We start from the raw sequence: 22,778 nt of genomic DNA, 5'->3' as shown, positions 1-22,778 counted from the left end.
AGGACAGCCATGACCAACCCGACCACCACCGTCACGCGGACCTGGACCTGCGTCCTGTTCGACCTCGACGGCACCCTCACCGACTCCGCCCCCGGCATCACCTCATCACTCGCCCGCATGTTCGCGACGATCGGTCAGCCGGTGCCCTCCCCCGCCCAGCTTCTCGAGTACGTCGGCCCCCCGCTGCTCGACTCGCTGCAGAGCCTGGGCGGGATGACCGAGCCCGCCGCGCGCCACGCCCTCGCCGTCTACCGCGAGGACTACGCCGCCCACGGAGCGTTCGACTCCGCCGTCTTCCCGGGCGTGCGCGGACTGCTGCAGCGCCTGCACGCGGCCGGCATCCCGCTCGCCATCGCCACCAGCAAGCCGGAGGCGCAGGCGACGCGCATCCTGGAGCACTTCGGTCTGGCCGAGTACTTCGACGTCATCACCGGTGCCACCGACGATGAGAGCCGCAGCGCCAAGGCGGATGTGGTGGCGGAGGCCCTGCGCCGCCTGGGCGAGCGAGGCGTCGACCTCGATCAGACCGTCATGGTCGGCGACCGCCAGTACGACGTCGAGGGCGCCGGCGCGCACGGCCTCCCGACCATCCTCGTGGAGTGGGGCTACGGTTCGCCCGCCGAGGCCGCCGGCGCCATCGCCGTCGTGCATTCCGCCGACCAGCTGAGCGCCCTCCTGCTCGGCTGACCGCTTTCCCCGCCGTTCACCGGAGCGGACTAGGCGGCCGCGTGTGCTCGCGGGTAGGCTGATGTGTTGCGAAACCGCATCTCATACAGCACTAGGAATTCATATGCGCACACGTAATCCGTTCGTCCCGGCCGCCATCGTGGCGGCCCTCACCATCGGCTCGCTTGCGGCCTGCTCCAGCGGCGGCAACACCAACTACGTCACCTCGCACACGCCCGCGGCGTCGTCTTCGTCGTCGGCCGGATCGTCGTCCGACGACACGAAGTCCGAGGAGCTGCCCTCCGACTTCCCGAAGAGTGACGTCCCGATCGTCGATGGCACGGTCGTCGTCGCCCGCGGTGACAAGGAGAACGGCTGGTCCGTCACCGTCCAGCCGTCGGGCACGGAGGGCTTCGCGGACGCGAAGACCGCTCTCGAGGGCAAGGGCTTCACGCAGCAGCCCGGCGCCACCGACTCGTCTGCCGTCTACGTCAGCGACGCCTACACCGTCGCGGTGAAGACGCCCGGTGTCTCCGTGACGTACAACGTCACCGCCAACCAGTAGCACCTCCCTCTCGCACCCGCCGCCCGCCGTCGAGTACGCGAAAACTGCACGGAATCACGCGATTCCCGGTCAGTTATTGCGGACTCGACGGTGGGCGGTTGTGCGTGGGGGCGGGGGCGAGGGAAGGTCACGCGTCGATGATGCGGACGAGCTCGTCGATGAACGCGGTGAAGGTATCGGCACGGCGGATCAGGTTCAGGACCGTGTCGCGGTCGGAGAACACCTCGACGAACTGGTCGAAGACCGTCTGGAAGGACGCGCGTCCCGCCGCCGAGAAGGCGATGAACGCGATCACATTGACCCGCGCGTCGCCCCAGTCGATCGCGGTGTCGTTGACGACGATCGCGATCGCCGTGCGGTGGGCGCTCATCGTCATGGCGTGCGGCACGGCGAGGGAGTCGGTGAACGCGGTGGATGACATCTGCTCGCGTTCGACGGTCTGGTCGACGTACTCCTGGTCGATCGCGCCGGTCGCGATCATGCGGTCGCCGAGGGCCCGGATCATCGTGATCGGATCGCGGGCGTAGAAGTTCCGCAGGAACAGGCTCTCGTCGAAGTACTCCAGGAGCTCGCTCTTGATGCGCGCCCGGTGACGCTGGCGGCGGATGCGCGAGGCGGCCTGGCGGATGTGCTCGACGTCCGTCTCGGTGAGGAACGGCTGCACGATGACCGTGTTCTCGCGCCGTCCGCGCGGGTCGATGGTGGTCAGCACGAGGTCGGCGTCGATCGCGTCCCAGTCCGCGTCGGTCGACGTGATGACGCTGGTGATGTCGAGCTCGTCGCCGAGGGCGCTCTCCAGCCGATCGCGAAGCAGGATGTGCATGTCGTAGTAGTTGGGGCAGACCACCGCGCAGGTGACAGCATCTCGCCGGCGCGACTGCTGCTCGAGGTAGGCGCCGACGTGCATCGCGATGTAGGCGATCTCGTCGTCGTTGACCTCGATGCCCTCGGCCGACTGCAGGCGGCTGGCGATGTAGACGGCGAGCTCGTAGATCATCGGGTACGAGCTCTTGATCGAGCGCGTGAGCGGATTGCGCGAGTACGTGTTCTCGTGCGCGCGGGCGATGAGGTTCTGCACGTGCAGGGTGAGCCGCACGATGAAGTTCTCGTCGTGGAGGTCGACGAGGTACTCGGTGGATGCGCGGTCCACGATGCCGCGCACCACCGCCAGGTCGGCCGGGCTGACGAACTCCTCGACGGTGTCGCGCCCCGCGCCCGGCGCGATCACGCGCGTGCGCATGAGGATCGCCAGGTAGCGCAGCTCCGTGGTGTCGAGCGGGGTTCCGAAGTGCCGCTCGATCAGCTCCCCGAGGTCGTGCGCCAGCGAGCGGATGGTCTCGCTCGCCTCCGGCTCCTCGACAGCGGGGAGCACGCGGTCCTTCGCGACCCGGTCGAGCGCGACCGCCATGTGCAGGAGGACATCGTTGATGCCGTACTCGTTGACGAAGAAGCCGCGCGCGTCGAGCATCGCGACGAGGTCCGACTTGAAGTCGACCAGTCCGCTCGACCCGAAGGCCTCCTGAATGCGCGCGACGTCGACGACGCTCTGCCGCATCTCGTCGCGGAACAGCCGGCTGAGCAGCTTCCGTCGCGCGATCTCGGGGCCGAGCAGCTGCACGACGGCGCCGTGCCGCTCGAGGGCGAGCTCCGTGCCCGAGAGGAGGCCACGCATCCTCGTCAGGTCCGACTCGATCGTGGAGTCGCTGACGAACAGGCTCTCGGCGGTCTCGTAGACGTCGATGCCGTCCGGCTCGTCCAGCAGCCGCCTCGCAAGGAAGACGAGCCGCTCCTGCGGGGAGCCGGCCGTCCCGGTGTCCGAGCTGCCGTCGCCCGCCAGGTAGGCGGCGTAGGCATCGGGCTTCACCCGGTAGCCGTTCGACCCCGACTCGACGACGTCGCCGAGCGCCGCGGCGTAGCTGCGGATGCTCCGGGTCGTCACGCCGATGTCGTGCGCCAGCTCGGCCGCCGTCACCCAGGCAGCACGACGCGCGAGGATGTCGAGCATCCTCGTCTGCTTCGCCGAGAGCGCCACCAGCGACCACCTTTCCCGACGAGTCAACCACCCCATACGGTGCCACCGTGCGCTTCCGGCCAACTTTCCGCACCCCCGGAAGAAACGCTGCTGGAACCCGCGCGGACGGCGGACGAGCATTGCTGACGTTCCATGAGTTCCACCAGCAGGTCCCCCGCACCCCGTGCGAGGACGGAAACACCCCGAAAGGCAAGGATCGATGAAGATCGTGGTCGTCTGCGGCGCCGGTGCGTCCAGCACCTTCGTGGCCGTCAAGCTGCGCAATGCCGCCCGTGAGCGCGGGGCGATCATCGAGGTCCAGCCGGGGAGTGCGAGCCAGCTGGAGTCCCTCGCCGGAGTGGATGTCGTCCTCGTCGGTGCGCACCTGGAGTCGGCGGTCCCCGCCATCCGTGAGCGCGCAGCGGCGACCGGAACCGCCGTCGCCGTCCTGCCCCCCGTCTCACCGGCCGCACTCGACGGCGAGCGCGCGCTGGACCTGGCTCTCGACGCCAAGGCGGCGGCACTATGAGCAGAGCCCCATACACACTGGCGGCGGCCACCAGGCCATCACGGAACGAAGGAGACCACAACCATGGCTGAACGGATCATCACGGTCGGATCGACGCACGGGCTGCACGCCCGCCCGGCGAAGCTCTTCGTGGAGGCGGTCAACAGCTCGGGCGCGACGGTGAAGCTGACGAAGGAGGGCGGCAAGACCGTCGACGCCGGCAGCATCCTCGGCGTGATCTCGCTGGGCATCGACCACGGCGACAAGATCGTGCTCACCACCGACGCGGACAACGGCGAGGCGGTCCTGGACGACCTCGCGGTGATCCTGGCCACGGACCACGACGCCTGAGCGCGGCGGACACATCATGAGCGACACGAACATCCTCACCGGCGCCGGCATCGGCCAGGGCGTCGCCGTCGGGCCCGTCCTCCGGATGTCGGCCCCGCTGCCCGAGCCGTCCGACCAGCCGAGCACCCGCACCCCCGACGAGGAGAAGGCCCGCGTGCAGCAGGCCGTCGCCACGGTCGCCGCGGACCTGCGCGAGCGCGCATCCACCGTCCAGGGCACCGCGGCGGACGTGCTGGAGGCGCAGTCGATGATGGCGGAGGACTCGACCCTCGCCGATGACGTCGCGACGCGCATCGACGGAGGCAAGACCGCAGAGCGGGCCGTGTTCGAGGGCTTCGCCGTCTTCCGCGACATGCTCAAAGAGCTCGGCGGCTACATGGGCGAGCGCGCCGGCGACCTCGACGACGTCTCCCAGCGCGTGGTCGCGGCGCTCGAGGGCAAGCCGGCGCCCGGAGTCCCGCAGTCGGACACCCCGTTCGTCCTGGTCGCGCACGACCTCGCCCCCGCCGACACGGCCCTGCTCGACCTGACCAAGGTTCTCGGGCTCGTCACCGTCGAGGGCGGTCCGACCTCGCACACCGCCATCCTCGCGCGGGAGAAGTCGATCGTCGCCGTCGTCGGCGCGGCCGAGGCCGGTCGCCTGGCCGACGGAGACGAGGTCGTCGTGGATGCGGCGGCCGGCACGGTCACCGTCTCGCCGACCGACGCCCAGCGCGCCGACGCGCTCCGTCGCATCGAGGAGCGCGCCGCCGCCCTCGCCGGCGGCGTCGAGCCGGGCGCACTGGCCGACGGAACGCCGGTCCCGCTGCTCGCCAACCTCGGCTCGGCCGCGGGCGCGGAGGACGCGCTGGCCGCAGGCGCCGAGGGTGTCGGACTGTTCCGCACGGAGTTCCTCTTCCTCGACCAGCGCCTGGCACCCGACGTCGCCCAGCAGCGCGAGCAGTACGTGAAGCTGCTCAGCGCCTTCGGCGGCGGCCGCAAGGTGGTCGTCCGGGTGCTCGACGCCGGAGCCGACAAGCCGCTCGAGTTCCTCAACGACGCGCACGAGGACAACCCGGCTCTCGGCCTGCGCGGCCTCCGCTCGCTGCGCGCCAACGAGGACATCCTCCGCGAGCAGCTCACCGCGCTCGCCGAGGCGGACGCGCAGACCGACGCCGACCTCTGGGTGATGGCCCCGATGGTGTCGACCGTCGAGGAGACCCGCTACTTCACCGAGCTCGGCCGGGAGTACGGCCTGAAGACCGTCGGTGTAATGGTCGAGGTCCCGTCCGCGGCCCTGCTCGCCGACCGCGTCCTGCAGATCGCGGACTTCGCGTCGATCGGCACCAACGACCTCACGCAGTACACGCTCGCGGCCGACCGCCTGCTCGGCTCGGTCGCCGGCTTCCAGGACCCGTGGCATCCGGCCGTCCTCCGCCTCATCGGCGAGGTCGGCGCGGCGGGCGCGGCTTCGGGCAAGCCGGTCGGCATCTGCGGAGAGGCGGCGGCGGACCCCCTGCTCGCCGTCGTGCTCGTCGGCCTCGGCGCGACGACGCTCTCGATGTCGCCCGCGGCGATCGCCGACGTGCGGCTCTCCCTCAAGCGCTACACCCTCGGCCAGGCCCGCTCCCTGGCCGAGACAGCCCTGGCCGCCGATGGCGCGGCCGAAGCCCGGGCGGCGGTCCGCGAGGCCGCCGACCGATTCACCTCACCAGCCCCCGACAACAGAAACGAGGCACCACAATGACATCGGCGACACAGACGTCGACGACGGCGTCGGCCCCCAAGAAGTCCGCAGGAGCGCGCGTCCACGTGCAGCGCTTCGGCACGTTCCTCTCGAACATGGTCATGCCGAACATCGCGGCATTCATCGCGTGGGGCATCGTCACGGCGCTCTTCATCGAAAAGGGACCGTTCCCCAACAAGGACATCGCCAGCCTCGTCGGCCCGATGATCACCTACCTGCTCCCCCTTCTCCTCGCCAACACCGGCGGTCGCCTGGTCTACGGCGTACGCGGCGGCGTCGTTGGCACCATCGCGGCCATGGGTGTCATCGTCGGCACCGACATCCCGATGTTCATCGGGGCGATGATCATGGGCCCGCTCGGCGGCTACCTGATGAAGGTCATCGACCGCATCTGGGAAGGGAAGATCAAGGCGGGCTTCGAGATGCTCGTCAACAACTTCTCCGCCGGAATCCTCGGCTTCCTCCTGGCGATCGGCGCCTTCTTCGGCATCGCGCCCCTGGTGCAGGGGCTGAGCAAGGCGCTGGAAGCCGGAGTCGACTGGCTCGTGTCTGTCCACCTCCTCCCGCTGGTCAGCATCCTGGTCGAGCCGGGCAAGGTGCTGTTCCTCAACAACGCGATCAACCACGGCGTGTTCACCCCGATCGGTACTCTCGAGTCGCAGCAGGCCGGGAAGTCGATCCTGTTCCTCATCGAGACGAACCCCGGCCCCGGTGCCGGCATCCTGCTCGCCTGGGCGATCTTCGGCCTGGGTGCGGCGCGTGCGGCCGCTCCCGGCGCGTTCATCATCCAGTTCTTCGGCGGCATCCACGAGATCTACTTCCCGTACGTGCTGATGAAGCCGATCCTCATCATCGGCGCCATCCTCGGCGGTATGACCGGCGTCGCGGTGAACGTCGCCTTCCAGACGGGTCTGCGGGCGCCGGCCGCTCCAGGATCGGTGTTCGCGATCTTCGCCCAAGCCCCCGTGCCCGACATGCTCGGCATCGCGCTGGCGATCGTCGCGGCCGCCGCGGTCTCGTTCACGTTCACGGCGATCGTGCTCCGGTCGAGCCGCAAGCGCGACCTCCTCGCGGGCAACGCGGGCGACCTCTCGGCCGCCGTCGCCCAGACCGAGGCCAACAAGGGCAAGTCGTCCTCCGTGCTGGGGAGCCTCGTCGACGAGGCCGAGCACGACACCGGCGACGCGCAGGGCGACGCCACCGATCGACTGGTGCGCAACATCGTGTTCGCGTGCGACGCTGGCATGGGCTCGAGCGCCATGGGCGCATCGGTCCTCCGCAACAAGATGAAGAAGGCCGGAGTGGAGGGGGTCACTGTCACGAACCAGGCGATCAGCAACCTCGACGGCACGGCCGACCTCGTCATCACCCAGCAGCAGCTGACCGACCGCGCCAAGGGCCAGTCGCCCGACTCGATCCACGTCTCGGTCGACAACTTCATGAACAGCCCCAAGTACGACGAGGTCGTCGACCTCGTCAAGAACCAGCGAACCACGGAGGACGCCAGCAAATGACCGACACGATTCTCGACCGGGCGAACGTCGTGGCCGCGGGCACCGCGACCACACGGGAGGACGCGATCCGGGAGGCGGGTGCGCTGCTCGTCGCAGCGGGCGCCGTCGAGCCGGGTTACGTCGACTCGATGCAGGAGCGCGAGAACACCGTCTCCACCTTCATGGGGAACGGCCTGGCCATCCCGCACGGCACCAACGAGTCCAAGGACGAGATCAAGCGGTCCGCGCTCTCCTTCCTCCGCTACTCCTCGCCGCTCGACTGGGGCGGCGAGGAGGTGCGGTTCGTGGTCGGCATCGCCGGCCAGAACAACGAGCACCTCGAGATCCTGTCGAAGATCGCCATCCTCTTCTCGGAGGAGGACGACGTGCAGCGGCTGCTCGACGCCCCGGACGCCGACGCGCTGTTCGCGCTGCTGGGAGATGTGAACGAGTGAAGGCCGTCCACTTCGGCGCGGGCAACATCGGACGCGGCTTCGTGGGGCTCCTGCTCCACGAAGCCGGGTACGAGGTCGTGTTCGCGGACGTCAACGCCGAGCTGATCGACGCCCTCGCCGCGGCCGACTCGTACCGGGTGCACCTGGTGGGTGAGGACTCGGAGACGAAGACCGTCACCGGGTTCCGAGCGATCAACAGCGCGACGGACGAGGACGCGCTGGTCGCCGAGATCGCCTCCGCCGACGTGGTGACGACGGCGGTCGGTCCGCGCATCCTCCGTTTCGTCGCCCCCGTGATCGCCCGCGGCCTGGCAGCCCGGTCGGACGACGCCCCGCGGCTCGCCGTGATGGCGTGCGAGAACGCGATCGGCGCCTCCGACCTGCTCGCGGCGGAGCTCATGGACGGGCTCCCGGACGACGACACCCGCGAAGAGCTGGCCGCGCGCGCGGTGTTCGCGAACACTGCCGTCGACCGCATCGTGCCGGCGCAGGCCGCGGACGCCGGCATCGACGTCACGGTCGAGACGTTCTACGAGTGGGTCGTCGACCGCTCGCCGTTCGGCGGGCATGCGCCGGAGATCCCCGGCGCCCACTTCGTCGATTCGCTCGGCCCGTACATCGAGCGCAAGCTGTTCACGGTCAACACGGGCCACGCGACGGTCGCGTACACGGGCTTCCTGGAGGGGGCGACGACGATCAGCGAGGCGATCGCGATCCCCGCCGTACGGGAGGCCGTCGAGGCCGCCCTGCGCGAGACCTCCGCGGCGCTGACCGCGAAGCACGGGCTGCCGGAGGAGGAGCTCGCCGCCTACCGCGCGAAGATCCTCGACCGGTTCGCCAACCCCTACCTGGTGGACGAGGTCACCCGGGTCGGGCGCGAGCCGATCCGCAAGCTCGGCAGGAACGACCGCTTCATCGGCCCGGCGTCCGACTACGCGGAGCACGTCGGCGGCATCCCCACCGCCCTGATCGCCGCCGTCGGCGCCGCTCTGCGTTTCGACGTGCCCGAGGACACCCAGAGCGTCGAGCTCCTCAAGCTGCTGGACGAGGCGGAGCCCGCCGCGATCGTCGAAGAGGTCATGGGCGTCGGGCCAGGCGAACCGCTCCACGACCCCCTCGTGGAGACGGTCGCCGCGGCCCAGCGCGAGCGCCTGGACGCGGCGCTCTGAGAGCTGCGGCCGGGCGGATTCCCCCACCGCCCGGCCGCCCCTCCTGGGTATCCGCCACCCGCAGATCACAGCGTGCGGAGCGGGTGGTACGTTTCGCATGTGAGCCGAATCGTGTCGGTGGCCCCGGTGCTCCCCGCCCGGAGCTACAGCCAGGGGGAGATCACCGCGGCGCTGCTCGCGATGATCACGTCGGACCCCGCCAGGCAGCAGGTGATGCGCCGCATCCACGCCTCCTCCGGGGTGCAGACGCGCAGTCTCGTGATGCCCCTCGAGCGGTACAGCTCGCTGGCGTCGTTCCAGGAGTCGAACGACTTCTTCATCGCCGAGGGCACGACCCTCGCCGAGCGCGCGGTGACGGCGGCGCTCGACACCGCCGGTCTCGCCCCTGCCGACGTCGACTTCCTGCTCTTCACTTCGGTGACCGGCATCGCCGCACCCTCCATCGACGCACAGCTGGTGTCGCGGCTGGGCCTGCGCACCGACGTCAAGCGCCTCCCGAGCTTCGGGCTGGGATGCGTCGCCGGCGCCGCCGGGATCGCCCGCGTCAACGACTATCTCGCGGGCCACCCGGACGAGGTCGCCATCCTGCTGTCCGTGGAGCTGTGTTCGCTGACCGTGCAGGCGAGCGACGACTCGATGGCGAACATCGTCGCGAGCGGTCTGTTCGGCGACGGCGCCGCGGCCGTGGTCATGGTCGGCGACCGGCGTGCCGAGCGGCTGGGCCTCGCCGGCCCCGACGTCGTCGACTCGCGCAGCCACATCTACCCCGACACCGCCGATGTGATCGGCTGGGACATCGGCGGCACCGGATTCCGCATCGTCCTGAGCGCCGGCGTGCCCGAGGTCATCGAGCGCAACTTCGCCGGAGACGCCCGCGGCATCCTCGCCGCCCACGACCTCGAGGTGTCCGACGTGGGTGCGTGGGCCGCGCATCCCGGAGGCCCCAAGGTGCTCGAGGCGTTCTCGCAGGCGCTCGACCTCCCCGACGGCGCGCTCGACGCCAGCTGGCGCTCACTGGCGAACGTCGGCAACCTGTCCTCGGCCGCGGTGCTGCACGTGCTGGCCGAACAGCTGGATGCGCACCCCGCCGGGACCGTCGGACTCCTGTTCGCGCTCGGGCCGGGGGTGACGAGCGAGCTCGTCCTCCTGCGCTGGGCGGACGGGGCGAACCGCGCCGACTCCGTCGCAGCCGTGCCCGCCGCCGTCGAGGCGGCCGACCCCGCCGCCCCCGCCGCATCCACCGCGCCCGCCGCGCTGCCCGCGGCCGCCATGATCGACCCGGTCCCGTGATCTGGTACACCGTGCTCGTCCTCGCGACGGGCGCCGAACGCATCGCCGAGCTGGTGGTCTCCACCCGCAACGCGAAGTGGTCGTTCGCCCGGGGTGGCGTCGAGTTCGGCAGAGGCCACTTCCCGCCGATGGTGGCCCTGCACACCGGGCTGCTGCTGGCCTGCCTGGCGGAGGTCTGGTTCGCCGGCCGGCCCTTCCTGCCCTGGCTCGGCTGGCCGATGCTGGTGCTGGTGCTGGCCAGCCAGGCGCTGCGCTGGTGGTGCATCGCCACCCTCGGCCCCCGCTGGAACACGCGCGTGATCGTCGTCCGCGACCTGCCGCTCGTGACGGGCGGCCCCTACCGCTGGCTGAAGCACCCGAACTACGTCGCCGTTGTCGTCGAGGGGTTCGCCCTTCCGCTCGTCCACACGGCCTGGATCACGGCTCTCGTGTTCACCGTGCTGAACGCCTGGCTGCTCGTCGTGCGCATCCGCTGCGAGAACCGGGCGCTCGCGACCGTACTCGCTTCCCCCGCACGCGCATGAACGCTCAGGTCGTCGTGGTCGGGGGCGGACCCATCGGGCTCGCCTGCGCCATCGAGGCCCGTGTGGACGGCCTGGAGGTCGTCGTGGTGGAGCCGCGGGTCGGGCCGATCGACAAGGCGTGCGGCGAGGGCCTGATGCCGGGCGCGCTGGCCGCACTGCACCGGATCGGCGTCGATCCGGCGGGACGACGGCTGGACGGGGTCGCGTACATCGACGCGGGATCGCGTGTCGAGCACCGCTTCGCGGAGCGCCCCGGCCGCGGCGTGCGGCGCACCGTGCTGCATCAGGCGCTGGCCGAGCGGGCGTCCGAGCTGGGCGCCCACCGCATCCACGCGAAGGTCACCGGTCTCAGCCAGGATGCGGACGGCGTCGAGCTGACCCTCAGCGACGGCGAGACCCTGCGCGCTCCGTGGGTGATCGCCGCCGACGGCCTCCACTCCCCGGTCCGCCGGATGCTCCGGCTGGACGGACGCGCGCAGCCGGGCACGCGGCGGAGGTTCGGGCTGAGGAAGCACTTCGCCGTCGAGCCGTGGACCTCGCTGGTGGAGGTGCACTGGTCGGCCGGCGCCGAGGCCTACGTGACCCCGGTCGACGAGAAGCTGGTCGGCGTCGCCGTGCTGGGCTCACGGCCGCTCGATGTGGATGAGGTGATCGCCGGCATCCCGGAGCTCGCCGAGCGCCTGCAGGGCGCCGCCGTGGTGACCGACCCTCGCGGGGCGGGCCCCCTGCTCCAGCGGGCGCGGTCGCGGGCCTCCGGGCGTGTGCTGCTGGCGGGCGACGCCTCCGGCTATGTGGACGCCCTCACCGGCGAGGGGATGCGCGTCGGCTTCGCCCAGGCGCGGGCCGCCGTCGCTGCGGTGACTATGGGGAGCACGGAGCAGTACGAGCGGGCCTGGCGCACGACCACGCGCGATTTCCGCGTGCTCACCTCGGCCCTGGTCGTTGCGGCGCGCTCGCGCTTCCGCCCGCGGATCGTGCCGACCGCCGCCCGGCGTCCCGAGCTGTTCGGCTCCATCGTGGAGCGCCTCTCCCACTGATCGGGTTTTGCGACCCCATGCCTGCATACTCGGGCATTTAAAGCATGCGTAACACCTGTGGACAGTGGTCTGCGCGTGGGTAGACCGATTAGTATCTGGAATCGAGCATCGACATCGGATATGCCGAAAGGTGAGACATGAACTCCTCCGCATCTGGCCCCGTGGACGACGCGACCGCTCCGGGACAGCAGGGGGTCAGGAAGCGCACGACGGTGACCTTCTATCTGACCGACGCCATGCGCAACCGCGCGCGGGCCGCCTACCGTCAGACCTCGTTCGACGAGCGCGACTCCAGCTGGTCGGAGATGCTGAACAAGGCCCTGCTGGCCGAGGTCGAGCGTCGCGAGATCGCCTACAACGAGGGCAAGGCGTTCGTGGGCAACGACGATCCCCTGACGCCCGGGCGACCGATCGGGTTCTGACCCCGCACGGCACGCACCACTGTTTCCGCACACGACGAGTTCCCGGCACGACGACGGCTGGGGAGTGTCGTCGTGCCGGGAAGCGTCGTACCTGCGGTCAGCGGGCGTCGATCACCGGGTGTGGTGGCGGCGCGTCCGGGTGGCGGACACGAACGCCAGCATCACTCCGAGGAGGGCGAGCAGGGCACCCACGGCACCCAGGCCCAGCTCGTCGGAACCGGTGGAGGCGAGAACTGCAGCTCCCGACCCGCTGCCGGCGGCCAGGGACATCGCCCCGCCCACGGATGCCGTCACCGTTCCGGCGCCGGTGCCACCCGTCGTCGGGGTGGTCGGGGTGGTCGGGGTGGTCGGATCGGTCGGGCCGGTCGGAGTCGTCGGCGTCGTGGTGGAGCCGGTCGTGGTGCTGTCGCCGACGACGCTGATCGCGTTGCCGCCGACGGTCACCGGCACATCCACACCGACCGGGAGGTCGATGCCGCCGACCCCGAGGCCGCCATCCGTGCCGCCGCCGCCGGTAGCCGGAGCGCTGGCGGAGGATTCCGTCGATGTCGAGTCACCGACCACCGAGATGGCGTTGCCGCCCGCGGTCACCGGAACAGCGGCATCGATCGGAGCCTGAACGCCCGACAGGAGGCCACCATCCGAACCCGAACCCGAGGTCGCCGTGGTGCCGTTCCCGGCAGCCGGAGCCGCCACGTCCGAACCCGACGTGGTCGAGTCGCCGACCACCGAGACAGCGTTGCCGCCCGCGGTCACCGGAACCGCAGCATCGATCGGAGCCTGAACCCCCGACAGCAGGCCACCATCCGACCCCGAACCCGAGGTCGCCGTGCTGCCCGTTCCCGCCGCAGGAGCCGTGGTCTCCGAGCCGGAGGTCTGGGAGTCGCCGATCACCGAGATCGCGTTGCCCCCCGCCGTCACCGGCACGGCGGCCCCGATGGGAGCCTGGATGTCGGAGAGCAGTCCGCCCCCCGATCCGGAGCCGGACGCCGTGGCCGACGAGCCGGAGTCCGCGGCGGGCGCCGTGGCCGACGAGCCGGTGGAGGCGGCGTCGCCGAGGACCGAGATGGCGTTGCCGCCGGCGGTCACCGGGACGTCCACGGCGACGGGCGCCTGGATGCCGGACGCGACGCCATCGGCACCGGCCGAGGTCGCGCTCGCCGCCGGATCGGATGCAGCAGGCGCGGCCGTCGATTCCGACCCCGAGCTGGTCGTGTCGCCGAGAACGCTCACCGCGTTCCCCGCCACCGTCACCGGCACGCTGACCGAGGCGGCCGCCTGGTCACCGCTGAGGACCCCGCCGATCGCGTCGGGCGAGATGGAGACGGACGGAGCCGTCGGCGCGGCCGGGGCCGCTGCCGTCGAGCCGGTGCTGGTCGAGTCGCCGAGGACCGAGATCCCGTTGCCCGCGATGGACACAGGAACCGTGACGCCGACGACCGCCTGGTCGCCGCTCGCGACACCGTCGCTGGGAGCCTCGGCCGCGTTGGCCGCGGCCGTTCCGGCGAGCCACAGGCCGCCGACGCAGAGGGTGAACCACATCCCTCTGGATACGTACTTGTTCATGATCGAGCCTTTCGAATGAGTGTCTGCGCCCGGGCATGGGAGTGCCGGGGCGAATGGTCGCGTGCTGCCTCGCAGGCAGCGGCGACCCACTCAGTCGGGGCTGATGTCGTGATCGGCGACGGGAGCCGCGGGGATGCGGTCGTCCGCGACAGCGCCGATGCGCCCGCTCCACGCGGAGCCGGGCAGGAAGAAGCCGTCGGCCGTTGCGGCCGCGCCGGGCGCGGCTCCGCCCTGGCCGCCGGAACCACCGGTCGTGCCGGCGGTCCCGCCACCGGGCAGACCACCGCCGGGCGCACCGCCGGGCACGCCCCCCGGCGCTCCGCCGGAGCCCGCGCCGGACAGGCCGACGCCGAGTCCGCCCGCGGCCGAGGAAGAGACGGCGGCGAGGAGCGAGGAGCCCCCGACCGCCGCAACGGCGGCGACCGGGGCGGCCGCCTGTCCGGGCGTGAGAAGCGAGGCGAGGAGGTCCGCACCGGCGGACACCGTGGCGCCCGGGTCGGGTACGGGAAGCACTGCGGCGGCCGGTGTCAGCGGCGCCACGGCCGTGTCGACCACGCCGACGACATCCGACACCGCCTGGTCGACGCTGCCGGTGACCGGCTGCGTGACCGAGGAGACGGGGGCGGGCGGCAGCACGTCGCCGACGATGGGCACCTGTGCCACCACCTGGTCGACAGCCTCGACCACCGGATCGACGGTGCTCGACACCGGCGCCTGGTCGACCACCCGGTCGACGGTGTCGGAGACCGGGGTCACCACGGCGGAGACGACGTGCTGGACCGGCTCCGGCACAGCCGGCGCGACGGCCGATGTCACCGAGCCGAGCAGGTCGCCGACGGCGCCGGTCGTGTTCGACACGACCGTGGAGACGGGTGTCGACGGCGGTGCGGGTTCGGCCGCGGAGGCGGGTGATCCGCCCATCAGGAAGCCGAGGACGGTCAGTCCGGCGCCGGCGATCAGGGAGCCGATCAGCACGCGCGCAGGGGAGACGTGGCGCGGGTGCAGCTGCGGAGCAGCATCCGGCATACGATCACCCCCTGACCGTTCGAGACAGAGTGGACTGTACTCCCCTGTCTACGAGAACGGAAGCGATGCCTCGGAGTTCGCGCGATCCGCGCTCTCTGCGGGCGACGGCCGACGCCGGGATGCGGCGGCCGCGATCGCGACGACGATGAGGGCTCCGACTGTCATCGCGGCGCCCACCCACAGCGGCGAGGTGTAACCCAGGCCCGCAGCGATGGTGAGCCCGCCCAGCCACGCGCCCAGAGCGTTCCCCAGGTTGAAGGCCGCGATGTTGCCGCCGGAGGCCAGGGTCGGCGCGTGGGACGCGTAGGAGAGGACGCGCAGCTGGAGCGCCGGCACCGTCGCGAAGCCGAACGCCCCCATGAGCACGAGCGCGATCACGGCGCCGACCGGAATCCCCGCCACAAGCGCGAAGCCCACCAGGACGACGGCCAGGGCGCCGAGCAGCCAGAGCAGCGTCCCGTCGATGGACCGGTCGGCGAGGCGGCCGCCGACCCAGTTGCCCGCGAACAGACCGAGGCCGAACAGGATGAGGAGCCACGGCACGGCGGACGAAGGGAACCCCGAGACGCCGGTGAGCGTGTAGGCGATGTAGGTGAACGCGCCGAACATCCCGCCGAAGCCGAGCACGGTCGCGATCAGCGAGAACCAGACCTGCCCGGAGCGGAACGCGGACAGCTCTCCGCGCAGACCGGCCGCGGGCCGGTCTGCCGCATCGCGTGGCACCAGCAGGGCCACGCCGATCATCGCGACCACCCCGATCACCGTGATGGCCCAGAAGGTCGACCGCCAGCCGAAGGCCTGGCCGAGCAGAGTGCCGAACGGCACGCCGAGGACGTTCGCCGCGGTGAGCCCGGTGAACATGACGGCGATGGCGCGCGCCTGCTTCTCGGGTGCGACGAGGCCGGCGGCGACCACGGACCCGATGCCGAAGAAGGCACCGTGGCAGAGCGCCGCGAGAATGCGCCCAGCGAGCATGACCCCGTAGTCCGGCGCGATGGCCGAGAGCAGGTTGCCCACGACGAACAGGACCATCAGCCCGAGCAGCGCAGCCTTGCGCGGGATGCGCGTGGCCGCCGCGGTGAGCCCCAGCGCCCCGACGACCACCGCGAGCGCGTAGCCCGAGATGAGCCATCCGGCAGTCGCCTCGTCGACGTGGAAGTCGGCGGCGACCTCGGGCAGGAGGCCGGCGATCACGAACTCCGTGAGTCCGATGCCGAACCCTCCGAGTGCGAGGGCGATCAGGCCAGCGGGCATGGATGTCTCCTTCGGGATGGGGTGGTGCGCTAGTCTGTTAGTTGCAGACGCGCTATAAATAGTTGCACGTGCAACTACTTGACGCAAGTCCGCGTGTGCAGACGACCGGAAAGGGGTGCGCGATGGGCATCGCCGACGACGCCGTGGAGGTGCGCGCGCACGGCTGGCGCACTCTGGCGGCCCTGCACGGGTACATCGAGGCCGAGCTGGAACGCGAGCTCAGCAAGGGCGTGCAGCTCTCCGTCGTCGAGTACACCGTCCTCGACGCCCTCGCCCGCCAGGACGGCTGGCACATGCGCATGCAGCAGCTCGCCCGCGCGAGCGCCCTCAGCCCGAGCGCGACCACCCGGCTGGTGAACCGCCTCGAGGATCGCGGACTGCTCACCCGCATCCTGTGCGACGACGATCGCCGGGGCATCTACACCGAGCTCACGGCGGACGGGCACCGTCTGCTGGACACCGCTCGCCCGGTGCACGACGCCGCGCTGTCCCGCGCCCTCGACGGCGCCCGCGAGGTGCCGGAGCTCGTCCCGCTGGTGGACGCCCTCCCCCAGCTCAGCGCGCAGCCGGCCTGATCAGCGCAGCACTTCCACCAGCGCGACCCACGAGAACAGCACGGTCGTGACGATGGCCAGGATGGTGCCGACGGCCACGAGGATGAGCCCGAGCGGAAGCACCGGCGCCAGCACGAGCACGACCCCGGCCACGGCATAGACCGCGGGCGGGATCGCGAACAGCGCGACCCGCTCGGCGGTGTACCGGCGGAATCCGGTCTGGGCCGCATCCCGCTGCACCGCGAGCGCGGAGCGCACGACCACGACGGCGCACAGGGCCGTGCCGATCAGCACCTGGATGCCGTAGCCGACCGCTCCCTGACCCGGGATCAGCGCGGCGCACGACAGCGCGACCCCCAGGATCAGGCCGGCGATGGATGCCCCGGCGCGCGCCGCAAGGCCGCGGGACTCCGCGATGGTCGTGATGTTGACCGAGAGCGCGACGATCAGCAATCCGCCGAGGGCGGCCCCCGCCCCGGCGACCGCGACGTTGAACTCCGACCACGACGCGAACGGCTCCTCCATGGCGCCAGCGTAGCGGTGCCCTCCGGGCAGGGCGTATAACGGGGACATGGCCGACGCGCTCACCACCTGGATCGACCGCTACCGACGCGCATGGGAGAGCAACGAGCCCGACGACATCCGCGCGCTGTTCACCGAGGACGCGAGCTACCGAACCGAACCCTTCGCCGAGCCCTGGGACGGCCACATCGAGATCGTGGAGGGCTGGCTCGACGCCCAGGACGATCCGGGTGCGGCGACGTTCGAGTGGCGGCTCCTCGGTCAGGACGGCCCGGTGTACTTCGTCGAGGGCGTGACCGACTACCGCGACGGACCGATCTACAGCAACCTGTGGATCATCCGGCTGGCGGAGGACGGACGGGCCGAGGAGTTCACCGAGTGGTGGATGGAGCAGGAGCCCGACCAGGACTGACGCTCCGCCGGAGCCGGAGCCGATGGCGTCAGGCGAGCTGCCCCAGCCACAGGCCGAGCCCGGCAGCGGCGAGCGCCAGCACGAGCATCCCGACGCCGTTGAACAGCGCGGCACGGTACCGTCGCTGCTGCGCCAGGCGGACCGTCTCGTAGCTCGCGGTGCTGAACGTCGTGTAGCCGCCGAGGAACCCCGTCCCGAGCACGGCGCGCCATTCCGGCGGCAGCCCGTGGGCGAGGGCGAGCCCGGTCACCAGCCCGAGCAGGAACGACCCGGTGACGTTGATCACTGTCGTGCCGAACGGGAACGAGACCCGCACCCGCGCCTTGAGGACGCCGTCGAGCACCAGCCGCCCGACGGCCCCCACTCCTCCGGCCGCCGCGACGGCAACGACGAGCAACGCGGTCATCGCCCGCTCCTCCCGGCCCGGCGGCGCGCGATGCCGGACGCCACTGCGATGCCCGCGACAGACGCCAAGGCGCCGACGGCGACCGTTGCGACGGCGTACAGGATGCTGAGGCCGACACTCTGCGCGGCGATCAGCCCGTCCGTGTCCACCGCGAGCGAGCTGTACGTGGTGTACCCGCCGAGGATGCCGGTGCCGACGAGCAGCCGGAGGTCGCGGCGGCGGCCCTCGTCCGGCCCGCGGAGGGCGAGCGACTGCAGCAGCCAGCCGAGCACGAAGGCGCCCGTCACGTTGATGAGGAAGGTGATCAGCGGCACGCCCGCGATCGGCGGCACCGACAGCGTGAGCAGATAGCGGACGGCCGCACCCAGGGCGCCGCCCACGAACACGAGCAGGATCGAGCGCCAGTGCAGGTGCACGGGCGCGGGGTCGCGGGCCGCCACTAGGCCGGGGGCTCTTCCCACGGGAGCTTCTGGGCCCCCGGGACCGGATTCAGCGGGACGACGATGACCGGCCGATGCTGGCGATGCGCCAGGTGCACGCCGACGGACCCGTTGAAGAACTCGCGCAGACTGCCGCGCAGGCCCGCTTCGCGCGTCCCGACGACGATGTACCGCGCCTCCATGTCGTCCGCCAGCCGCGACAGCGACCACGCGGGGTCTCCGGCCAGCTGCTGCAAGACGTACGGGATGCCGCGGCCGTCGAGGAACCGGCGGATGTGCGCCTCCAGGTCCGGGTCAAACCGGGCCTCCTCCGTCTCGGGGAGGTCCGGGTCGTACGGCAGCGCGACGACCGTCCCGTCGACATAGCTCGAGACCAGATACCGGTCGGTATCGACGTTGGCGCAGACGAGCGGGACGTCCAGATCGTCCGCGAGACGAGCGGCCTCCTCCAGCACGGCGACCGGCTGACCGGGGACGACGGCGACCAGGATGCCTCCCTGGCCGGAGAGCGCATTGCCGTTCATGTCCCTAGTGTGCACCATCGCGGGTTCACTCGTACCGAGGGGTGGGGTACGTTCGGCCATACAGCGTCTGAAGGGAGCCCGATCCGATGGCCCATACGCCACCGCTGCCGCGCGAGCGCCGCCGCACCACCCGCGGACTCCGTCCGCTCCCTGAGCTGACGAAGGATCTCGTCGCCCAGCTGCGCCGCCTCGTCGCGTCGGAGATCGCCCTCTTCAAGGCGGAGATGGCCGCCAAGGCGAAGGCGGCCGGGATCGGCGCCGGCCTGCTCGTCGGAGCCCTGCTGTTCCTGTTCTTCGCGTTCGCCGTTCTGGTGACCACAGCCGTCCTCGGCTTCGCGCTCATCCTCCCCGCGTGGCTGGCGGCACTCATCGTCGCGGCCATCCTGCTCCTGATCGGCGTCGTCCTCGGCCTCATCGGGTGGCGCAGCCTCAAGAAGGGCGTGCCGCCGGTGCCGGACGATCTGGGCAGCGAACTGAGCGCCGACGCCAAAGCACTGAAGGGAGAGCAGCCGTGACCTCGGACACCACCCCATCGGTGAGCCGCCAGGGACAGCGCCCTGCCGGACGCGCGCCGCTGCCCAAGGGCGCGGGCATCAATTCGCTCAAACTCGACCTCGAGGTGACCAGGGAGGAGCTCGCGAGCACGCTCGACGACCTCTTCGCCACCTTCAACATCCGTGTGCAGATCCGGTCGCACCCCGCCTTCTTCGCCGGTCTCTTCCTGGCTCTGACCGGGACCGCGGCCGGGATCGCCGCCCTCCTGCTGCGGAGACGCGGGCGTGCCGGCTGACCACGGCGGCGTCGGGAGCGATCGGGCGAAGGCGGTCAGGCGGATCGAGGATCACCGCAGCCTGCCCTGGTATCGGCTGCCCTGGGGGTTCATCCTCAAGCGGACGATGCGCAGCTTCACCACCGACCAGTGCACCGACCTCGCCGCCGGCCTGACGTACTTCGCCGTGCTGTCGCTGTTCCCGGCGCTCCTGGCGCTCGTGAGCATCCTGGGCATCGTCGGCCAGAGCCAGGCGGGCATCGACGCTCTGTTCGGGATGGTCAACGAGCTGGCGCCCGGGATGACCGACGTGCTGAAGGGTCCGATCGAGAGCCTCGCGTCCTCTCCCGCCACGGGCTGGGCGCTCGTCATCGGGATCGTCGGCGCGGTGTGGTCCGCGTCGGGATACGTCGGCGGTTTCGGCCGGGCTCTCAACCGTGTGTACGGGGTCCCGGAGGGTCGCACGGCGCTCGTGCTCCGGCCCGTCCAGCTGGGTGTCACCCTGCTCACCCTCGTGCTGATCTCGCTGCTCGCCCTCCTGCTGGTGGTGTCAGGCCCGATCGCATCCTTCCTGGGCAGCCTGATCGGGCTCGACGAGGCCTTCCAGGTGGCGTGGTCGATCCTCCGCTGGCCGATCGTCGTCATCGTCCTCGTGCTGCTCCTCGCTGTGCTCTACGCGTCGACGCCGAACGTGAAGCATCCGCGGTTCCGCTGGCTGACGCCCGGCTCGCTCGCCGCGATCGTCGTGCTCGGCATCGCCTCGGCGCTGTTCGCCTTCTACGTCGGCACCTTCGGCAACTACGACCGCACCTACGGGGCTCTCGCCGGCATCATCGTCTTCCTGCTGTGGATCTGGATCGCGAACAACGCGCTCCTGCTGGGCGCGGAGCTCGACTCGGAGGTCGAGCGCGCACGGGAGCTCGTCGCGGGCATCGAGGCGGACGACGTGCTGCGGCTTCCGCTCAAGTCGGACAAGGCGGTCCTGAAGGCGCGCGAGGCGCACGCCGGGGACATCCTGGCCGCGCGGGAGCTCCGCCGCCGCTACCGCTGACGCCCGGACACGGCCGGAGCGGTCGGTAGTCTCGAGAGCATGAGCGACCGACGACCCGGACACGACCAGCCCGACAGCCGAGGGCGCACGGGTCTGCACCGGACCGGCCTCGACCTCTCCGGCAACCCGGATGTCCGCGTGCGCGACGTCGAGGTCACCTCCGACGGCTGGCACGTGCTCCGGCGCACCACCTTCGACTACCGCGGACGCGACGGCGAGTGGACGACGCAGGCGCGCGAGACCTACGACCGCGGCAACGGCGCGACCGTGCTGCTCTACGATCCGATCGGCCGCACGCTCCTGCTGACGCGGCAGTTCCGCTTCCCGGCCTACGTCAACGGGCACTCCGACGGGATGCTGATCGAGTCGGCTGCCGGTCTGCTCGACGGCGACTCACCGGAGGACGCCATCCGTCGCGAGGCGGCCGAGGAGCTCGGCGTGGGGATCGGCGAGCTGACGCACCTCTTCGACCTCTACATGAGCCCGGGGTCGGTCACCGAGCGGGTGCATTTCTATGCCGCGCCCTACGTGCCCGCCGACGTCGCCGGTGGCGGAGGCGTCGAGGAGGAGGGCGAGGAGATCGAGCCCGTCGTCATCGGCTACGACGAGGCCCTCCAGCTGGTCGCGGACGGCCGGATCGTCGACGGCAAGACCGTCATCCTGCTGCAGTGGGCGGCGCTCACCCTCTTCGGCTGAACGCGGAGGGGGTCGGTCCGTCGGGACCGGGATCAGCCGTAGCGGAGCGCGGAGCCGGCCGACTTGAGGAAGTCGATGTGCAGGTGGTTGCACGTGTCGTCGAACGGCTTGAAGTTCGTGAGGTCCATCGAGGAGCGGCAGCCGATCTGACCGAGGCCCGTGCCGTCCGGCACGAGAGGGTCGAGGATCTTGATCAGCTGGACCGACTTCGCGTCGCCGCCGGTGAGCGGGGAGCCGTTGAGCAGGTAGAAGTCGAGGGCGTGACCGCCGCCGTCGGCGTAGTGGGCCGACTCGGTGCCCGCTCCCTCGATCTGGCCGGTGCAGCGACGGTTGATGTCGCTGACGCCCACCTGGTTGAAGTTGTCCAGCGCGATCGAGATCGCCTGCAGCACGCGGTAGTCGACGCCGCAGCCGGGGACCGCCCGGCCCTCGGCGAGGTCGGCGATCTCGGGGATGTGGTTGGGCGTCGAGCCGACCAGCCGGCCGGCTGCGACAGCACCCATGAGCTGCACGGCGAGCGCCTGGACCGTCGGAGACACCGTCGAGTTGGTGGTGGAGTCGAGCGCCTGCGGGCTCTCCTGGATGTCGAGGCCGTCGCGGGCGACCACCTGGGTCACACCGCCGCCGGTCAGCGTCTGCACCGCCAGTGCGGTGCGCGCTGCGCCGACCGTCGAGCCCTCGCCCGTCGTCGCGTAGGCCGGGAGCGCCGCGGTGCCGAAGAAGGCGGCCAGCGCCAGCATGACGACGGCGTGGACGCCCCAGCGGCGGCCTTCGTTGCGGGCCGCACGCGCGGGTCGCGCGGCACGGGCGCGGCGCGGAGGCCGGGCCGCACGCTCTGTGCGGGCTACGGTCGTGGCGTCACGTCCGTCGCGGGTCGGCCGCACGATGACGCGCTCGCGCTTCGCCGGCTTGCTGCGCTCGGCCTCGAGGCGTGCGCGGCGGCTGGGGAAGGTCTGCGTCGCCGTCAGTTCCTCGGCGGTCGTGAACGCGCTGACCGGGTCGTCCGACAATTCGGGCTGCTGCTCCACATCCACCACGACGGGTGCCCTGAGACTGCGGCGAGGCCGCACTGAGGGAGTGGGATGGGGCAAGCTGCTGGTACTTCCTTGGCGAGACGGACGGATGTTCGCGCCAGGGGGGTGGGGCGCGAAAGCGTACCGATCCTTTCTACCCGATTCCGGCTGGATGTTCCATCAATGCAGACGAATAGATCCCGGCCGGGGGCCGTTCCCGCGCGTTCGGGTCACGCAGGGGCCCCCATCCGGGACCGGGGTCGGCGACGTCGTCCGTCCTCTGAGAACCTAGGCGCCGCAAGGGATCGCGCAGCCACGGGATACGGCT

Annotated in this window: 27 protein-coding genes; 18 read left to right on the top strand and 9 right to left on the bottom strand. The window is 71.1% G+C overall.

The window, feature by feature from the left end; translation table 11 throughout:
- Positions 1-9: 9 nt before the first annotated feature.
- Complete coding sequence (locus BJ963_RS15140) at positions 10-687, top strand: HAD hydrolase-like protein (RefSeq protein WP_089915765.1); 678 nt, start codon at positions 10-12, stop codon at positions 685-687.
- Positions 688-790: 103 nt separating this feature from the next.
- Positions 791-1,231, top strand: a complete 441-nt coding sequence (locus BJ963_RS15135) for a hypothetical protein (protein WP_179457388.1) — start codon at positions 791-793, stop codon at positions 1,229-1,231.
- Positions 1,232-1,358: 127 nt separating this feature from the next.
- On the opposite strand, the gene BJ963_RS15130 is transcribed toward BJ963_RS15135, so the two are convergent.
- Positions 1,359-3,263 carry a PRD domain-containing protein gene (locus BJ963_RS15130; protein ID WP_179457387.1) on the bottom strand — a complete coding sequence of 635 codons (1,905 nt, stop codon included), beginning with the start codon at positions 3,261-3,263 and terminating at the stop codon, positions 1,359-1,361.
- 199 nt (positions 3,264-3,462) lie between these two features.
- Here BJ963_RS15130 and BJ963_RS15125 point away from each other — a divergent pair, with 199 nt between their 5' ends.
- The 10 genes from BJ963_RS15125 (at position 3,463) to BJ963_RS15080 (ending at position 12,217) form a co-directional block, all read left to right on the top strand.
- Positions 3,463-3,771, top strand: a complete 309-nt coding sequence (locus BJ963_RS15125; RefSeq protein ID WP_179457386.1) for a PTS sugar transporter subunit IIB — start codon at positions 3,463-3,465, stop codon at positions 3,769-3,771.
- A gap of 63 nt (positions 3,772-3,834) precedes the next feature.
- Positions 3,835-4,101 (top strand): HPr family phosphocarrier protein, encoded by a 267-nt coding sequence (locus tag BJ963_RS15120; RefSeq protein WP_089915774.1) that lies wholly within the window; start codon positions 3,835-3,837, stop codon positions 4,099-4,101.
- A 16-nt stretch (positions 4,102-4,117) separates the two neighbouring features.
- A complete protein-coding gene (gene ptsP / locus BJ963_RS15115; protein WP_179457385.1) occupies positions 4,118-5,827 on the top strand; it encodes a phosphoenolpyruvate--protein phosphotransferase in 1,710 nt (569 codons plus the stop codon).
- The gene (locus BJ963_RS15110; protein WP_089915780.1) at positions 5,824-7,341 is read left to right on the top strand and encodes a PTS mannitol transporter subunit IIBC; all 1,518 of its coding nucleotides are present in this window, start codon (positions 5,824-5,826) and stop codon (positions 7,339-7,341) included. The genes ptsP and BJ963_RS15110 overlap by 4 nt, the downstream gene beginning before the upstream one ends.
- On the top strand, positions 7,338-7,775 hold the full coding sequence (locus tag BJ963_RS15105; protein WP_089915784.1) for a PTS mannitol transporter subunit IIA: 438 nt from the start codon (positions 7,338-7,340) through the stop codon (positions 7,773-7,775). Before BJ963_RS15110 ends, BJ963_RS15105 begins: the two co-directional genes overlap by 4 nt.
- Positions 7,772-8,944 (top strand): mannitol-1-phosphate 5-dehydrogenase, encoded by a 1,173-nt coding sequence (locus BJ963_RS15100; protein ID WP_179457384.1) that lies wholly within the window; start codon positions 7,772-7,774, stop codon positions 8,942-8,944. Before BJ963_RS15105 ends, BJ963_RS15100 begins: the two co-directional genes overlap by 4 nt.
- 99 nt (positions 8,945-9,043) lie before the next feature.
- On the top strand, positions 9,044-10,234 hold the full coding sequence (locus BJ963_RS15095; RefSeq protein WP_179457383.1) for a type III polyketide synthase: 1,191 nt from the start codon (positions 9,044-9,046) through the stop codon (positions 10,232-10,234).
- A complete protein-coding gene (locus BJ963_RS15090) occupies positions 10,231-10,758 on the top strand; it encodes an isoprenylcysteine carboxyl methyltransferase family protein (protein WP_089915793.1) in 528 nt (175 codons plus the stop codon). The genes BJ963_RS15095 and BJ963_RS15090 overlap by 4 nt, the downstream gene beginning before the upstream one ends.
- Positions 10,755-11,795, top strand: coding sequence for an NAD(P)/FAD-dependent oxidoreductase (locus tag BJ963_RS15085; RefSeq protein WP_089915796.1), 1,041 nt, complete (start codon positions 10,755-10,757; stop codon positions 11,793-11,795). Before BJ963_RS15090 ends, BJ963_RS15085 begins: the two co-directional genes overlap by 4 nt.
- 137 nt (positions 11,796-11,932) lie before the next feature.
- Positions 11,933-12,217, top strand: a complete 285-nt coding sequence (locus tag BJ963_RS15080; protein ID WP_089915798.1) for a ParB family protein — start codon at positions 11,933-11,935, stop codon at positions 12,215-12,217.
- Positions 12,218-12,328: 111 nt separating this feature from the next.
- On the opposite strand, the gene BJ963_RS15075 is transcribed toward BJ963_RS15080, so the two are convergent.
- The 3 genes from BJ963_RS15075 to BJ963_RS15065 all read right to left on the bottom strand — a co-directional run bounded on the left by BJ963_RS15075 (position 12,329) and on the right by BJ963_RS15065 (position 16,063).
- Complete coding sequence (locus BJ963_RS15075) at positions 12,329-13,783, bottom strand: chaplin family protein (RefSeq protein WP_246298073.1); 1,455 nt, start codon at positions 13,781-13,783, stop codon at positions 12,329-12,331.
- 90 nt (positions 13,784-13,873) lie between these two features.
- A complete protein-coding gene (locus BJ963_RS15070; RefSeq protein WP_179457382.1) occupies positions 13,874-14,809 on the bottom strand; it encodes a hypothetical protein in 936 nt (311 codons plus the stop codon).
- Between the two features lie 48 nt (positions 14,810-14,857).
- Entirely contained in the window at positions 14,858-16,063 is a 1,206-nt protein-coding gene (locus BJ963_RS15065) for an MFS transporter (protein ID WP_179457381.1), read from the bottom strand.
- A 122-nt stretch (positions 16,064-16,185) separates the two neighbouring features.
- Between BJ963_RS15065 and BJ963_RS15060 the strand changes: the two genes are divergently transcribed.
- Positions 16,186-16,638: a MarR family winged helix-turn-helix transcriptional regulator gene (locus BJ963_RS15060; RefSeq protein WP_179457380.1), complete on the top strand. Its 453-nt coding sequence runs from the start codon at positions 16,186-16,188 to the stop codon at positions 16,636-16,638.
- Here BJ963_RS15060 and BJ963_RS15055 read toward each other — a convergent pair whose 3' ends face one another.
- Entirely contained in the window at positions 16,639-17,142 is a 504-nt protein-coding gene (locus tag BJ963_RS15055) for a hypothetical protein (RefSeq protein WP_179457379.1), read from the bottom strand.
- A 46-nt stretch (positions 17,143-17,188) separates the two neighbouring features.
- Between BJ963_RS15055 and BJ963_RS15050 the strand changes: the two genes are divergently transcribed.
- Positions 17,189-17,551 carry a nuclear transport factor 2 family protein gene (locus tag BJ963_RS15050; RefSeq protein WP_089879578.1) on the top strand — a complete coding sequence of 121 codons (363 nt, stop codon included), beginning with the start codon at positions 17,189-17,191 and terminating at the stop codon, positions 17,549-17,551.
- A 28-nt stretch (positions 17,552-17,579) separates the two neighbouring features.
- On the opposite strand, the gene crcB is transcribed toward BJ963_RS15050, so the two are convergent.
- From crcB to BJ963_RS15035, 3 genes are read right to left on the bottom strand one after another with little or no spacing between them, the layout of a single operon-like run.
- A complete protein-coding gene (gene crcB, locus BJ963_RS15045) occupies positions 17,580-17,957 on the bottom strand; it encodes a fluoride efflux transporter CrcB (RefSeq protein ID WP_179457378.1) in 378 nt (125 codons plus the stop codon).
- Positions 17,954-18,397, bottom strand: coding sequence for a fluoride efflux transporter FluC (locus BJ963_RS15040; RefSeq protein WP_179458168.1), 444 nt, complete (start codon positions 18,395-18,397; stop codon positions 17,954-17,956). Before BJ963_RS15040 ends, crcB begins: the two co-directional genes overlap by 4 nt.
- On the bottom strand, positions 18,397-18,921 hold the full coding sequence (locus BJ963_RS15035) for a universal stress protein (protein ID WP_179457377.1): 525 nt from the start codon (positions 18,919-18,921) through the stop codon (positions 18,397-18,399). The genes BJ963_RS15040 and BJ963_RS15035 overlap by 1 nt, the downstream gene beginning before the upstream one ends.
- 86 nt (positions 18,922-19,007) lie before the next feature.
- Between BJ963_RS15035 and BJ963_RS15030 the strand changes: the two genes are divergently transcribed.
- The 4 genes from BJ963_RS15030 to BJ963_RS15015 are packed head-to-tail and all read left to right on the top strand — an operon-like array spanning position 19,008 to position 21,437.
- Positions 19,008-19,436: a phage holin family protein gene (locus BJ963_RS15030; RefSeq protein WP_179457376.1), complete on the top strand. Its 429-nt coding sequence runs from the start codon at positions 19,008-19,010 to the stop codon at positions 19,434-19,436.
- Positions 19,433-19,711, top strand: coding sequence for a hypothetical protein (locus tag BJ963_RS15025; RefSeq protein WP_179457375.1), 279 nt, complete (start codon positions 19,433-19,435; stop codon positions 19,709-19,711). Before BJ963_RS15030 ends, BJ963_RS15025 begins: the two co-directional genes overlap by 4 nt.
- Positions 19,701-20,741, top strand: a complete 1,041-nt coding sequence (locus BJ963_RS15020) for a YhjD/YihY/BrkB family envelope integrity protein (protein ID WP_179457374.1) — start codon at positions 19,701-19,703, stop codon at positions 20,739-20,741. Before BJ963_RS15025 ends, BJ963_RS15020 begins: the two co-directional genes overlap by 11 nt.
- Positions 20,742-20,780: 39 nt before the next feature.
- A complete protein-coding gene (locus BJ963_RS15015) occupies positions 20,781-21,437 on the top strand; it encodes an NUDIX domain-containing protein (RefSeq protein WP_179457373.1) in 657 nt (218 codons plus the stop codon).
- 32 nt (positions 21,438-21,469) lie between these two features.
- Here the strand turns inward: BJ963_RS15015 and BJ963_RS15010 are convergent, their stop codons facing one another.
- Positions 21,470-22,474, bottom strand: a complete 1,005-nt coding sequence (locus BJ963_RS15010; protein WP_343037295.1) for a hypothetical protein — start codon at positions 22,472-22,474, stop codon at positions 21,470-21,472.
- Positions 22,475-22,778 lie beyond the last annotated feature (304 nt).

The sequence above is a fragment of the Leifsonia soli genome, assembly GCF_013408745.1.
GTDB classification, from domain to species: domain Bacteria; phylum Actinomycetota; class Actinomycetes; order Actinomycetales; family Microbacteriaceae; genus Leifsonia; species Leifsonia soli.
Note: the sequence above shows the minus strand (reverse complement) of the source record. Positions and strands in the feature narration are given on the sequence as shown.

Bases quoted from the DNA above. Each gene is read 5' to 3' on its own strand.
- BJ963_RS15140 (WP_089915765.1), top strand. From the start codon at position 10: ATGACCAACCCGACCACCACCGTCACGCGGACCTGGACCTGCGTCCTG.
- BJ963_RS15135 (WP_179457388.1), top strand. From the start codon at position 791: ATGCGCACACGTAATCCGTTCGTCCCGGCCGCCATCGTGGCGGCCCTC.
- BJ963_RS15125 (WP_179457386.1), top strand. From the start codon at position 3,463: ATGAAGATCGTGGTCGTCTGCGGCGCCGGTGCGTCCAGCACCTTCGTG.
- BJ963_RS15120 (WP_089915774.1), top strand. From the start codon at position 3,835: ATGGCTGAACGGATCATCACGGTCGGATCGACGCACGGGCTGCACGCC.
- ptsP (WP_179457385.1), top strand. From the start codon at position 4,118: ATGAGCGACACGAACATCCTCACCGGCGCCGGCATCGGCCAGGGCGTC.
- BJ963_RS15110 (WP_089915780.1), top strand. From the start codon at position 5,824: ATGACATCGGCGACACAGACGTCGACGACGGCGTCGGCCCCCAAGAAG.
- BJ963_RS15105 (WP_089915784.1), top strand. From the start codon at position 7,338: ATGACCGACACGATTCTCGACCGGGCGAACGTCGTGGCCGCGGGCACC.
- BJ963_RS15085 (WP_089915796.1), top strand. From the start codon at position 10,755: ATGAACGCTCAGGTCGTCGTGGTCGGGGGCGGACCCATCGGGCTCGCC.
- BJ963_RS15080 (WP_089915798.1), top strand. From the start codon at position 11,933: ATGAACTCCTCCGCATCTGGCCCCGTGGACGACGCGACCGCTCCGGGA.
- BJ963_RS15075 (WP_246298073.1), bottom strand. From the start codon at position 13,783: ATGAACAAGTACGTATCCAGAGGGATGTGGTTCACCCTCTGCGTCGGC.
- BJ963_RS15070 (WP_179457382.1), bottom strand. From the start codon at position 14,809: ATGCCGGATGCTGCTCCGCAGCTGCACCCGCGCCACGTCTCCCCTGCG.
- BJ963_RS15065 (WP_179457381.1), bottom strand. From the start codon at position 16,063: ATGCCCGCTGGCCTGATCGCCCTCGCACTCGGAGGGTTCGGCATCGGA.
- BJ963_RS15060 (WP_179457380.1), top strand. From the start codon at position 16,186: ATGGGCATCGCCGACGACGCCGTGGAGGTGCGCGCGCACGGCTGGCGC.
- BJ963_RS15055 (WP_179457379.1), bottom strand. From the start codon at position 17,142: ATGGAGGAGCCGTTCGCGTCGTGGTCGGAGTTCAACGTCGCGGTCGCC.
- BJ963_RS15050 (WP_089879578.1), top strand. From the start codon at position 17,189: ATGGCCGACGCGCTCACCACCTGGATCGACCGCTACCGACGCGCATGG.
- crcB (WP_179457378.1), bottom strand. From the start codon at position 17,957: ATGACCGCGTTGCTCGTCGTTGCCGTCGCGGCGGCCGGAGGAGTGGGG.
- BJ963_RS15035 (WP_179457377.1), bottom strand. From the start codon at position 18,921: ATGAACGGCAATGCGCTCTCCGGCCAGGGAGGCATCCTGGTCGCCGTC.
- BJ963_RS15030 (WP_179457376.1), top strand. From the start codon at position 19,008: ATGGCCCATACGCCACCGCTGCCGCGCGAGCGCCGCCGCACCACCCGC.
- BJ963_RS15015 (WP_179457373.1), top strand. From the start codon at position 20,781: ATGAGCGACCGACGACCCGGACACGACCAGCCCGACAGCCGAGGGCGC.